General features: G+C 61.1%; 10 protein-coding genes. 2 read left to right on the forward strand and 8 right to left on the reverse strand.

Features of this window, described 5'->3' with window-relative positions; translation table 11 throughout:
• Positions 1-104: 104 nt before the first annotated feature.
• Both pnp and rpsO read right to left on the reverse strand, forming a co-directional pair.
• A complete protein-coding gene (pnp, locus tag HJA_RS08650) occupies positions 105-2,240 on the reverse strand; it encodes a polyribonucleotide nucleotidyltransferase (protein WP_035581077.1) in 2,136 nt (711 codons plus the stop codon).
• Between the two features lie 73 nt (positions 2,241-2,313).
• Positions 2,314-2,583: a 30S ribosomal protein S15 gene (rpsO, locus tag HJA_RS08655; RefSeq protein ID WP_035581080.1), complete on the reverse strand. Its 270-nt coding sequence runs from the start codon at positions 2,581-2,583 to the stop codon at positions 2,314-2,316.
• Positions 2,584-2,875: 292 nt separating this feature from the next.
• On the opposite strand from rpsO, the gene HJA_RS08660 reads away from it, so the two are divergent.
• Both HJA_RS08660 and HJA_RS08665 read left to right on the forward strand, forming a co-directional pair.
• On the forward strand, positions 2,876-3,871 hold the full coding sequence (locus tag HJA_RS08660; RefSeq protein WP_035581083.1) for a hypothetical protein: 996 nt from the start codon (positions 2,876-2,878) through the stop codon (positions 3,869-3,871).
• A 669-nt stretch (positions 3,872-4,540) separates the two neighbouring features.
• Positions 4,541-5,581, forward strand: a complete 1,041-nt coding sequence (locus HJA_RS08665) for an NAD(P)-dependent alcohol dehydrogenase (protein ID WP_035581086.1) — start codon at positions 4,541-4,543, stop codon at positions 5,579-5,581.
• Here the strand turns inward: HJA_RS08665 and truB are convergent.
• From truB to infB, 6 genes are all read right to left on the reverse strand, one after another.
• The gene (truB, locus tag HJA_RS08670; protein ID WP_035581089.1) at positions 5,578-6,513 is read right to left on the reverse strand and encodes a tRNA pseudouridine(55) synthase TruB; all 936 of its coding nucleotides are present in this window, start codon (positions 6,511-6,513) and stop codon (positions 5,578-5,580) included. The genes HJA_RS08665 and truB overlap by 4 nt on opposite strands.
• A 131-nt stretch (positions 6,514-6,644) precedes the next feature.
• The gene (locus HJA_RS08675; RefSeq protein WP_035581092.1) at positions 6,645-7,373 is read right to left on the reverse strand and encodes a hypothetical protein; all 729 of its coding nucleotides are present in this window, start codon (positions 7,371-7,373) and stop codon (positions 6,645-6,647) included.
• A gap of 277 nt (positions 7,374-7,650) precedes the next feature.
• A complete protein-coding gene (locus HJA_RS08680) occupies positions 7,651-9,264 on the reverse strand; it encodes a putative bifunctional diguanylate cyclase/phosphodiesterase (RefSeq protein WP_051597531.1) in 1,614 nt (537 codons plus the stop codon).
• A gap of 135 nt (positions 9,265-9,399) precedes the next feature.
• On the reverse strand, positions 9,400-9,804 hold the full coding sequence (gene rbfA / locus HJA_RS08685) for a 30S ribosome-binding factor RbfA (RefSeq protein ID WP_035581095.1): 405 nt from the start codon (positions 9,802-9,804) through the stop codon (positions 9,400-9,402).
• A complete protein-coding gene (locus HJA_RS08690; RefSeq protein ID WP_035581098.1) occupies positions 9,794-10,330 on the reverse strand; it encodes a YcxB family protein in 537 nt (178 codons plus the stop codon). Before HJA_RS08690 ends, rbfA begins: the two co-directional genes overlap by 11 nt.
• 11 nt (positions 10,331-10,341) lie before the next feature.
• Positions 10,342-12,918: a translation initiation factor IF-2 gene (infB, locus tag HJA_RS08695; protein ID WP_035581101.1), complete on the reverse strand. Its 2,577-nt coding sequence runs from the start codon at positions 12,916-12,918 to the stop codon at positions 10,342-10,344.
• Positions 12,919-12,941 lie beyond the last annotated feature (23 nt).

Consider the following 12,941-nt stretch of genomic DNA (forward strand, 5'->3'; position numbering starts at 1 on the left):
AACGAATTGACGCGCGAAATGCGGCCGGGTTCCGGAAAACATCTGGGCAATAAAAAGGCCGCCCGTTTCGGGGCGGCCTTCTGAAGTCCATTGAGGGGCGAGGATTATTCCTCTTCGCCGCCCTTGTCTTCGGAGATTTCCTTGCCGGTCTCCTGATCGACGACTTTCATTGACAGGCGGACTTTGCCGCGATCGTCGAAGCCGAGCAGCTTGACCCAGACCTTGTCGCCTTCCTTGACCACGTCTTTCGGATGGCCAACGCGCTCGTTTGCCATCTGCGAGACGTGGACGAGGCCGTCCTTCGGTCCGAAGAAGTTCACGAAGGCGCCGAAGTCTTTCAGGCCAACAACCGTACCCTGATAGATCTCGCCGACTTCCGGCTCTGCAACGATCTCCTTGATCATCTGCAGGGCCTTGTCGATGGAGGCGCGGTCAAGTGCGGAGACCTGCACGGTGCCATCGTCGTCGATGTTCACCTTGGCACCGGACTCGTCCACGATACCGCGGATCACCTTGCCGCCAGACCCGATCACGTCGCGGATCTTGTCGGTCGGCACCTTGATGATTTCCATCTGCGGGGCATTGTCGGAGAGCTGGCCGCGGCTTTCGCCGAGCGCTTCCGCCATCTTGCCGAGGATGTGCATGCGGCCGCCATTCGCCTGGGCGAGGGCTTTCTCCATGATGTCCTTGGTGATGCCGGCAACCTTGATGTCCATCTGGAGCGAGGTCACGCCGACTTCGGTGCCAGCGACCTTGAAGTCCATGTCGCCGAGGTGGTCTTCGTCACCCAGGATGTCGGAGAGGACGGCGAACTCTTCGCCTTCCAGGATCAGGCCCATGGCGATGCCGGAGACCGGACGCTTCACCGGCACGCCGGCATCCATCATGGCCAGCGAGCAGCCGCAGACCGTCGCCATCGAGGACGAGCCGTTGGACTCGGTGATCTCGGAGACGAGACGGATCGTGTACGGGAATTCCGCGTGATCCGGCAGGACGGCTTTCAGCGCGCGCCATGCGAGCTTGCCGTGGCCGATTTCGCGGCGGCCAGCCCCACCCATCCGGCCGGTCTCACCGACGGAGTAAGGCGGGAAGTTGTAGTGCAGCAGGAAGTTTTCCTTCCGGGTGCCGTCCAGGCTGTCGATATATTGTTCGTCGTCGGACGTCCCGAGCGTCGCCACACAGATCGCCTGCGTTTCACCACGGGTGAACAGCGAGGAACCGTGCGTACGCGGCAGGAAGCCGGCTTCGGCCACGATCGGGCGAACCTGGTCCAGTTTCCGGCCGTCGATGCGCTCACCGGTCTTCAGGATGTCCCCGCGGACCACAGCGGCCTCGGTTTCCTTGAAGGCGGCCTTGAAGGTCTCGGCCGACATTTCGCCCGGCGCTTCTTCGGTACCCACCAGCGCGGCTTTCGCCTTGTCGCGGGCTTCAGCCACAGCGGCCTGACGGGCCAGCTTCTCGGTGATCTTGTAGGCAGCGGAGAGGTCTCCGCCGACAATGCCCTGGATCGCGGCGACGGCGGCGGAATTGTCCACCGGCTCGAAGTCGAACGGCGCCTTGGCGGCTTTCTCGGCGAGCTCGATGATCGCATCGATCACCGGCTGCATGGCGTCATGGCCGGCGACAACGGCGCCCAGCATCACGTCCTCGGAAAGTTCCTTGGCCTGAGATTCCACCATCATCACGGCGTCGGCGGTGCCGGCGACGACGAGGTCCAGTTCGGACTCTTCAAGCTCCATCTGGGTCGGGTTGATGAGGTATTCGCCATCCTTGTAGCCGACGCGGGCTGCGCCGATCGGGCCCATGAACGGGGCACCCGACAGCACCAGCGCCGCGGAGGCGCCGATCATGCCGAGAATGTCCGGGTCGTTTTCGAGATCGTAGGACACAGCCGTCAGCACGACCTGGACTTCATGCTTGAAGCCGGACACGAACAGCGGGCGGATCGGGCGGTCGATGAGGCGCGAGGTCAGCGTCTCTTTCTCGGTCGGACGGCCTTCACGCTTGAAGTAGCCACCCGGGATGCGGCCCGAAGCGTAGTATTTTTCCTGATAGTTGACCGTCAGCGGGAAGAAGTCCTGTCCGGGCTTGGCTTCCTTCGCAAAAACGGCCGTCGCGAGGAGGACCGTGTCGCCATACGTCACCATAACGGCGCCATCGGCCTGGCGGGCCACCTGGCCCGTTTCAATCGTCAGCGTGCGGCCGGCCCATTCCAGCGACACGGATTGCTTGTTAAACATTTCGTCTTGTCTTTCTTCACATACGAAAAGCCCGCCGCGGCCCTATTGCCCGGCGGGCTTGTTTTGGGTCGCCCTAGCGGCGGATGCCCAGTTCTGCGATGAGTTTGCTGTAGCGCGCCTCATCCTTGCCCTTGACGTAGTCAAGCAGCTTTCTGCGCGTTGCCACCATGGCCAGCAGGCCGCGGCGGGAGTGGTTGTCCTTCTTGTTGGACTTGAAGTGCTCGGTCAGATTGTTGATCCGTTCGGTCAGGATCGCGACCTGCACTTCCGGAGAGCCCGTATCGCCCGGTTTGGTGGCGAATTTCGTGATCAGCTCTGCTTTTTTCTCAGCGGTAATCGACATCGAATATCTTTCGTACTGTCGCCTTGCGGCGGGGTTCACATAAACGCCTGATTTGGCGGGGTTTTTCGGTGGTTTCCGGGGTCATTGGCCACAGCCGGGATGTCGTCCAGCAGGGTCAAGGTCCGAAAGGCCCACCTCAAGCGGCGGCTTATGGCTCATTTCGGGGGGAATTGGAAGGGTGGATATGCTGACAACGCCCAATCAACAACACACTTCTTATCTACTTCAAGTCGCTGGAAAAGAGTGTTCGAAAAATGCTGGCTGGCGGCACCGGTGAGGGACCAAAACGCAAATGCACATCTTCATAGATGAGTCCGGGTCGTTTAGTGGGATCGACAGTGAGACACCCTCCGTTTCAACCTTGGGAGCACTTGTTCTGCCCAGTTACTGTCTCCCGAAACTATTTCGAAAATACGCCAAGCTTCGAGAGCATCTGCCAAAACGCAACAATGAAGTAAAAGGCAGTTTGCTCGACGAAAGCCAGTTTGCTCAGGTCATTGACTTATTGAGACGCAATCAAGCGCTCTTTTGCGGTTCAATGATCGATCTATCCAATCATACGCCCGATGACATAGAGCTGCACAGAACCAAAGGTATTGCTGCTCTTGAACGGAATCTGGCCGATGGTCACACGCAGGAACTTCGGGAGAATTTGAAGAACCTCCAAGAACGGATGGCGAGTTTCTCTAAACCGTTATACGTCCAAATGATGGTCACGGTGGATCTGCTTCACCGAGCGATGGAGGAGATGATCGGCTTTCACTGTCAAAGAAATCCAAAAGAGCTTGCTGGTTTTCATTGGATGGTAGACGCAAAGCAGAAGTCTATTACTGACTGGGAGGATTGGTGGTCCAACACACTGATCGTTTGGCTTCAAGCCATGTCGATCAGGCAGCCAAAATCCCTGAACAGCGATGGAAACTACCAACATTTCGAACGGTTTTTTATATACGAAACTCCTGGATACCTTCTGAATACCGTGCCACCACGATTAGACGGACGTCCGGTCGGAGTAGATCTACAGAAAGTATTCGGGGAGCACTTCGACTTTTCGAGTGACCCACTCCCCGGCCTTGAGCTGGTCGACATAGTTACGAACTGTTTGCGCCGCGCGTTAATTGGGAATCTACAAGAGGCAGGCTGGCTTCCGCTTCGTGAACTAATGATAAATGGGCCCGACTATTCCGTCCGCCCCGTATCTATGAAGTTCGAAGACCAGATTGACTCACATAGCTACTCAGAAGTGCTTCACAAACTAATACCCGGCGCCCGCCCACTATCACCTTAGGTATCGTCCACCGCTTTCAGGAATCGAAACCTGCCATCGAGACTCGTAAGCCCCGTGTCGGAGAGGTTGGCGTCTATCCCACACCCTCCACCACGCCCTCCCCAACCACCACTGCAAGCCCGCCCCTCGCTCCCCCACCCAAATCCACCCCATATCCCTCCCCTGCCATCCTGCACGTCTCCCCCGGGCGGGGGCCGGGCCGGTACCGTTCGGTTTGCCTTGGGGAGGATTGGAGAGATTGGTTTGCACCCGGGGTAACGGCCGTGGGCAAGTCTAGCGATTCCGGTCTCGACGGGGGTGAAGGGAAATACCACCTACCAAGGCCGGTCCCGTTATGGCGGATCCGGTTTGAGGGCTTACCCTCTTGCTGGGCCGGCCGGGCATGCCAGGTGCATCCGGGCATGAAACGGCGGACGTGTCGGCGGATAGCGAAATCTCCAATCGGCGCGGCGGGCGGTAACGCTCCATTCCGTAGCCTTTTTCAACACCAGGCGGAGCGCCACGGCGCCTGCCGCGCCTTGGCCTCTTCGAGGGGGCAGACATCAACCCGCAACCGGATGGCAGCCGCCAGTCCGGCTTTAAGTGCTGGGCCTGCCTCCCGCACCGGCACGCATGGACAAGGCCCCGCGCGGGTGAAATGCTTCCCCAAAGGATAAAGGGAGACACATCATGCAGGTTCACGCATATGCAACCGAGGGCGCCACGGAGGCGCTGAAGCCGTTCGAGATCACGCGCCGCGACCTGCAGCCGAACGATGTGCTGATCGACATCACGCATTGCGGCGTCTGCCACAGCGACATTCACGCCGCGCGCAATGAATGGGGCCGCTCGAAATATCCCTTCGTGCCGGGGCACGAGATCATCGGCCGGGTCAGCGAAACCGGCCCGGACGTGACGCAGCACAAGGTGGGCGATCTCGTCGGGGTCGGCTGCATGGTGGATGCCTGCCTCGCCTGCCCGGCCTGTCATGACGGGGACGAACAATATTGCGAGAAAGGCATGGTCGGCACCTATGGCGGGATTGAGCCCGTGATCGGCGGGCCGACCTTTGGCGGCTATTCCCGCCAGATCGTGGTGCGCCAGGAATTCGTGCTGAAAGTGTCTGAGAAGCTGCCGCCGGAAAAGGTCGCCCCCCTGCTCTGCGCCGGGATCACCAGCTGGTCGCCGCTGAAGCACTGGAACATCGGCAAGGGCGACAAGGTGGGCGTGATCGGCCTCGGCGGCCTTGGCCATATGGGCATCAAGTTCGCCGTCGCCCTCGGCGCGGAGGTCGTGATGATCACCACCTCACCGGAAAAGGGAGAGGATGCGCGCCGCCTCGGCGTCAGCGATGTGCTGGTCTCGAAAGACCGGGCACAGATGAAAGCGCACCTGGGCAGCTTCGATTTCCTGCTGAACACCGTGCCGGTGAAGCACGACCTGAACCCCTATCTGGGCCTGCTCGCCCGCAACGGCACAATGGTGATTGTCGGCGCGATCGAGCCGCTGGAAGAAATGCATGGCGGCCTCTTGCTGGCCAACCGCCGGCGCATTGCCGGCTCCGGCATTGGCGGCCTCGAAGAGACGCAGGACATGCTCGACTTCTGCGCCGAACATGACATCACCTGCGATGTGGAAGTGATCGCCATGAAGGACATCAACGAAGCCTATGACCGCGTCGTCGCCAGCGACGTGAAGTACCGCTTCGTGATCGACATGGCGACGCTCTAGGCGACGAACACGCGGGCCGGTTCGAACCGTCCGGCGCGGACCTCGCCCATGGCGACGGCCTGTCCGTCGAAGATGACGAGGGCGGAGCGGTCGTCCTCCACGCGCTCGGCCCGCCACTGTTCCACAAGGTGGGGCATCAGCTGGATCTCGCGACCCTGGCGCACATTGGCCGCCTCGTCGCGGGTGATGGTGAGCTGGGGGATGTCGTCCAGCACGGCCTGCACCGGCTGCAGCAGGGCGAGCAGCTCGGCCTTGTCCTCGGTCTCCTCGATCCTGGAGATGGGCACGGCCTGCGCGGCGCCAAAATTGCCGACGCGCGTGCGGCGCAGCTGGCTGATATGGCCCTCGCAGCCAAGGTCGAACGCCAGGTCCCGCGCCATGGCCCGGACATAGAAGCCCTTGCCGGAAGTGACGTGGATCACCGTATGGTCCGCATCCGGCATGCCGATCACGGCGGCGTCGAACACGTCCACTTCGCGGGCCTTCAGTTCGAAATCCTCGCCCTCGCGGGCAAGGTCATAGGCGCGCTGGCCGTCTACCTTGATGGCGGAATATTTCGGCGGCACCTGTTCGATCGTGCCGACATAGGATTTGAGGAGCTCCTCGACCGCTTCCCGCGTGGGCCGCGCATCAGAGGTGGCGGTCGCTTCCCCTTCTGCGTCCTGGCTGGCGGTGGAAATGCCCCAGCGGATGGTGAAGACATATTCCTTCTCGGCGTCCATCGCCCACTGGACGGTCTTGGTCGCCTCACCAAAGGCAATCGGCAGGATACCGTCTGCCAGCGGATCAAGCGTGCCGCCATGGCCGACTTTTGCGGCATTGAAGCGGCGCTTCAGGATCGCCACGGCCTGGGTGGAGGTCATGTCCACAGGTTTGAACAGGTTCAGCCACCCGGTGACCGGATCGCCCTTGCGCTTGCGCTGTCTCGCCAAGATCAACTCCCTTGCACCGGCCGGCGGATCGGACGCCGCGATGCGGTCTGGCAGAATGGAAAGCGAGGGCCTTAAGCGGGCGGGCCTTCGCCGTCAACCGGGCGGAATGCAGCGCCGCTTCAGGAAGCCAGTCAGGAGGCGGGCTTCATCGCCTCGGCCACCTTGTCGAACAGGGCGTCCTGATGGTCGTCATCATGCCGTCGGGCGAGCTTTGGCAGCGGCGGGTCGTCGTCGGCCTCGTCCAGCTCGGGCAGCGGTTTCGACTCGGGCTCACCGGCGCGTTGCGGCGCGGCGGCAGACCGGCCACGCGGCGGTTCCGGATCAGGATCGTTCGGGGATTTGAGGTTCACGATGTCGAGATTGAGGTCAAAATCGCCGGTGATCGTCCGGTCGTCGGTGTCCATCTTGTGGCGCACCACATCGCGGATCTTGCACAGCACGTCACGATTGTCGTCCACCAGCGGAATCTGGCGGGCATCCGATGTGCCGATGACGAGGCGGAAATATTTCTGCTTTACCCGCAGCTTCGCCGCGATCATGCCCGCGCGCAGACCGCAGATCATGGCGCCGATCAGCATCACGACGCCGATACCCAGCATCACCATGCTGGACGGCCGGCCCGGCAGGACCGCCCACCAGCCAATGCCCATGAGAGCAAAGAACATCAGCGACACAAAGGCCGTGGCATAGCCCTTCTGCGTCACCCGGTTCTTCGGCGTATCCCAGGGAAAAAAGTCATTCGCCTCCACCGTCATGGTGGCGATGCGCTGGATGGCAATCGTATCGTCACCCATCTGCAGCGAAGCTGCGGAAATCTCACCCTGGCGGGCGCCCTCCATGTCGAGCGTCTGACGATCCATCACTTGCCCCTCTTCGGGCCCCTCTTCGGGCCCCTGTTCCAGGCCATATCCGTGGCCGCTTATCAACTTGTCATGAAATGCTCGCAATGTGGCCAGAGTAAGTCAACTTACAACGGGTCCAGAAACAGCCGGTCACTGCGACTGCCAGATTCGCCGACTTCAGAACGGGCAGTCCAGTTCCAGATGGAGCTGAAAATGAAGCGTATCATCCGTCAGCGGCAGTTTTACGGCCCGGACGGCGCGTCAGCGTGCCACCGCTTAAGAGTGGCCATCTGCATCAGGCATGCTTGCGGTGAGGGTCATCCGGAACGGCGGCCTCATTGTCGGCGTCCGTCTCCTCCGTCCTGTCACCGGTGATACCGCGCGCCTCGGGCCGGCCAAACAGGAACCCCTGCCCCACGTCGCATCCATATTCGGTCACGGTCATCGCATTATCGACCGAGTCGATTCCTTCAGCCGTAACGGAGAGCCCCAGGCTGTGCGCCATTGAGGTGACCGTGCGGACGATGGTCTGTGCGGTCTCGTCCGAAGACAGGTTCGAGATAAACGACCGGTCGATCTTCAGCGTCTCAAAGGGCAATTCACTGAGGTGACGCAGGGAGGAATAGCCCGTCCCGAAATCATCCAGCGAGATATGTATACCCTGTTTTTTCAGTACCCAGAGCACATCCCGGGCGATCTGAAAGTCACCGACCAGTGCATTCTCGGTCACCTCAATTTCCAGACGTCCCGGCGCGATGCCTTCATCGACGAGGATCTGCAGGATACGCTCGACAAGCCAGGGGTCGTTGAACTGCACCGGAGACAGATTGACCGAAAACTTCATGTCCCCCGGCCATGAGCGCGCGGCCCGGGCCGCCTTACGCAGCACCGCATAAAATATATCGGAGATAAGACCCGCTTCTTCAGCAATGGTGATGAAGTCTTCTGGTTCCCGGCACGTCCCGTCACCCATGCACCAGCGCGCGAGCGCTTCATAACCGATCACCGCCTTGTCCTCGAGACGGACCAATGGCTGGAAATGCGCCTGGATCCTGTCTTCGGCGAGCGCACTGCGCAGCTCGTCTTCGATCTTGGCACGGCGCAGGGCGGCGACTTCCATACCGGCTTCGAAGAAGCTGAAGCCGCTTCGTCCCGCCTGCTTGCACCGATACATCGCCGCGTCTGCCTGGGCGAGCAGCGTGTCGATACTGTCAGCCGGGTCAGATGTTGTGGTCACCCCGACACTCGCGCCAACCGACACGGACACTTCGCTGAGATCGAACCGGCGGTCAAAAGCGAGATAAATCGCCTCGACACGCGCCAGCAATTCATCTTCAGAGAATGCGCCGCGCAGGAGAATGCAGAATTCATCACCACCGAAACGATAGACCGACGCATCCGGCCCGGCGGCATTGACCAGCCGCGCCCCTACCGCCAGCAGAAGTTCGTCCCCTGCGGCATGGCCGTGGAGGTCATTCACCGGCTTGAACCGGTTGAGATCGAGGGACACGATCGTGACCGGCGCGCTTTCGGCCTCTTCCAGCGCTGCGGAGATCTCAATCTGTGCTTTGCGGCGATTGGCAAGGCCCGTCAGCGGATCATGCAGCGCCATCTGGCTGGCTGCTTCTTCCGCAGCCTTGCGGCGCCGCAATTCCTGCCGCGTGTCATCCAGCCGGCGCTTGGCATAAATGCCCAGCCCGATCGGCAGCACCATCAAGGTTGTCAGGATCTCGTCGAGTTCCCAGTGTTCATGCGCATCGGAGAGATGCAGAACATAGTCAAACGCTTCAATGCGAATTGCGATCAGGAGGACTGCCCCGAAAACCAGAACAAGCCAGACGCCATCAATCCAGGGACGTGATTGCCAGAACGGCTTTTCAGCGCGTTCCTCTTTGGGAGAATCGTTCATATGCCTTCGCCAGACGGCGACCCGATAAAATCTACGATATACCCAAGACAATCCTTTCCTAGATGGGATTCATTTCCAACAGCTTAAGCAAACCGGCCAGAAGTGGCCGGTGACTGCGCATCTAAATATCTGAATTTATTGGCCTTCTACGTCCCGCCGAACCTTGGGATCCATCAGAAGACGGTCAATTGCCGTGGCATCATCATATGATTTGTCAGCAATGAAGTGCAATTCCGGCGTGTAACGAAGATCGACTTCCCGGCCGAGACGCCCGCGCAGGAAACCGGCAGCCCGGTTCAGCGCGTTGGCCAGCTTTGTCCGCCCCTCCTCGGAATCGTCACCCAGCGGCGAAACAAAGATATTCGCATGCTTGAGATCAGGCGAGCAGCGCACCTCCCCGACCGTGATCATGACCTGTTCAAGGTCCGGATCCCGGAACGCTTCGCGCGAGAGAATGTCGGTCAGGGCATGACGGACAAGTTCGCCAGCGCGCAGCTGGCGCTGGGACGGCATGCCGGGCGGGGCTGCTTTACGGGCCATCAGGTAGAGCCTTCTCTTTGAGCCGGGCCACGAATGCCTGGCGCGCGGCTTTGTTCTTGCCAAACCATTTACTGGGGATGATCAGCGGCGCCGCCCCAACGAGCTGCACCGTCACATACCCTCCGGACACCGCCACATCTGAAACACTTGGCCAGGCCGCGCGAGTTTCGATACCGCCGCGCCGGATAACCACCCCGTCGTCTTCCAGGTCGATCCGGGTCTCCAGCGATGTTTCTGTCCCGCGCCCATGCGAGTGGCGATAGGACCACCGGATGAAGATCAGATACCACGCAATCCCGGCAAACGCCGCGACCAGCGCCGCGACCAGCCATTGCCAGTAAGGGCTGGCACCGACCATGATCATCGCATTGCGGATCAGCACAGACATGCTGGCCGAAATGATCGGCGCCGTGACACCCGCATAATAGACCGCAGTCGGACCAACCGTTCCGCCACGTGCCAGCCGTGTCAGTTTCCTGACATCCTTTTCGGTCAGCAGGCCGGCGACGGACAGCGGTTCAGTCATCACCGACCAGCTTAGTCGAGGGTCCTTGCGATTTCTTCAACCTGGAAGCACTCGATCTTGTCGCCGACGCGAATGTCGTCATAGCGCTCGAACGCCATGCCACATTCCATGCCGGCGGTGACTTCGTTCACTTCATCCTTGAAGCGCTTCAGCGTCTTCAGCTTGCCTTCGTGAATTACGACATCGTCGCGCAGGAGGCGGACGCCGCAACCGCGAAGCACCTTGCCTTCGGAGATCTTACAGCCGGCAACCTTGCCGACCTTGGTGATGTTGAAGACTTCGAGGATCTCGGCATAGCCGATGAAGGTCTCGCGTTTCTCCGGTGCCAGCATGCCCGAAAGCGTCGCTTTCACATCGTCGATCAGGTCGTAGATCACCGAGTAATAACGGATCTCCACGCCTTCCTTCTCGGCAAGGTCACGTGCCTGTTTGTTGGCGCGGACATTGAACGCGAAGATCGGGGCTTCGGACGATTTCGCCAGCAGCACGTCGCTTTCGGAAATACCGCCGACAGCGCCGTGGATGACGCGGGCGCGGACTTCCTCGGTGGACAGTTTGTCCAGCGATTGGCTGATCGCCTCGACCGAGCCCTGCACGTCGCCTTTGACGACGACCGGCAGTTCGGACGTTTCGACCGCGCCCTCTTTCAGGCGGGTCATCAGCTGGTCCAGCGAGGCGCGTGCCGCAGCACCGGCCTTGCCTGCCACCTGACGCTTCGTCCGGACACGGTAATCCGTGATTTCGCGGGCGCGGGCTTCGGTATCGACGACCACGAAGGCCTCACCCGGATCGGGCGCGCCATCAAGGCCGAGCACTTCGACCGGCTGGGACGGGCCTGCATCTTTCAGCTGTTGGCCGCGTTCATCGACCAGGGCACGGACCTTGCCCCACTGGGTGCCGGCAACGACGATGTCACCGCGCTTCAGCGTACCGCGCTTGACCAGCACAGTTGCAACCGGGCCGCGGCCCTTGTCGAGCTGGCTTTCGACCACGATGCCGTCTGCGTCCCGCTTCGGGTTGGCTTTCAGCTCAAGCAGCTCAGCCTGTAGCGAGATGGCGTCGGTCAGCTCATCCAGGCCCATGCCGGTCTTGGCCGACACGGCAACCGCCTGAGTTTCACCGCCCATGCTCTCAACCTGAACATCATGCTGCAGCAGGTCTGTCAGCACCTTGTCCGGATTGGCCGTTTCAAGGTCGCTCTTGTTGACCGCAATGATGATCGGGACACCGGCCGCCTTGGCGTGATTGATGGATTCAATCGTCTGCGGCATCACCGAGTCATCGGCAGCCACAACGATGATCGCAATATCGGTCGCGGTTGCGCCGCGGGCGCGCATCGCCGTGAAGGCCGCGTGGCCCGGCGTGTCGAGGAAGGTGATCCGTTCACCCGACTTCAGTTTCACCTGATAAGCACCGATGTGCTGGGTGATCCCGCCGGCTTCGCCCGAGACCACGTCTGTCTTGCGGAGCGCGTCGAGCAGCGAGGTCTTGCCGTGGTCGACATGGCCCATAATCGTCACGATCGGCGGGCGCGGTTCCAGATCCTTCGGATCGTCCTCAGCGCCTTCCAGACCGATTTCGACATCGGACTCAGCAACACGCTTCACCGTGTGGCCAAATTCCTCGGCGATCAGTTCAGCGGTGTCGGCATCGATGATGTCGTTGCCGCGCAGCATCTCGCCCTGCTGGATCATGAACTTCACAACGTCGGCGACGCGTTCGTTCATCCGGCCGGCCAGATCCTGCAGCGTGATCGTTTCCGGCAGCGTGACCTCGACGGACACTTTTTCGCGCTGATCACCGCCGCCGCCACGACGTTCGCGTTCACGTTCGCGTGCCCGGCGGACCGATGCCAGCGACCGCTGACGGTCGGCATCATCGCCAAGCGCGGATGTAATGGTCAGCTTGCCACGGCGGCGGGAGTCGCCACCGCGTCCGCCCCGCGACGGGGCTTCATTACGCGACCGGTCATTGCGGTCATCACGGCCGCCTTTGCCGCGCTTGCTGCGGCCGCCGCCATCGTCTGCCACAGGCGGGGCACCGTCCGACGCGGGCTGGAAGTCAGCCTTGGCGCGGGAAGACGAGGACTTGCTCGCCCGTTCCGCGCGCTCCTTCTCAGCCGCTTCGGCGGCCTTGCGGGCTTCTTCCTCAGCCTTGCGGCGGGCTTCAGCCTCTTCGCGTTCTTTTTGTTCCTGAAGCTTGCGCTCCTGTTCGGACCGGAGGCGCTCCTGAGCTGCCTTGTCTTTCTCGATCTCTTTGGCGCGCGCGTTCTGCTTGTTCTTTTGTTCTGCCAGCGCTTTCTGCTGCGCGATCAGTTCGGCAACCGTGATGCCGCGCTGGGCCGCGATGGCCTTCAGCTTCTGCTCAAGCGTCGCTTCGCCCTTGGCCTTTCCGCCTGCGGACGCAGGTGCGGAACCGGACCCTTCAGATCCGCCAGGACCAACCGTCCGGCGCTTCTTCGTCTCCACGACGACCTGTTTGGACCGGCCATGGCTGAAGCTCTGCTTCACCGTCCCCGAGGTCTTGCGGGAAACAGTGAGCGGCTTGCGCCCGCCCGTATTGCCACCAGTGTCTTTCGTATCGCTCATTCGTCCTACATATCACAATTCTG

This window comes from Hyphomonas jannaschiana VP2, assembly GCF_000685215.1.
GTDB lineage: Bacteria > Pseudomonadota > Alphaproteobacteria > Caulobacterales > Hyphomonadaceae > Hyphomonas > Hyphomonas jannaschiana.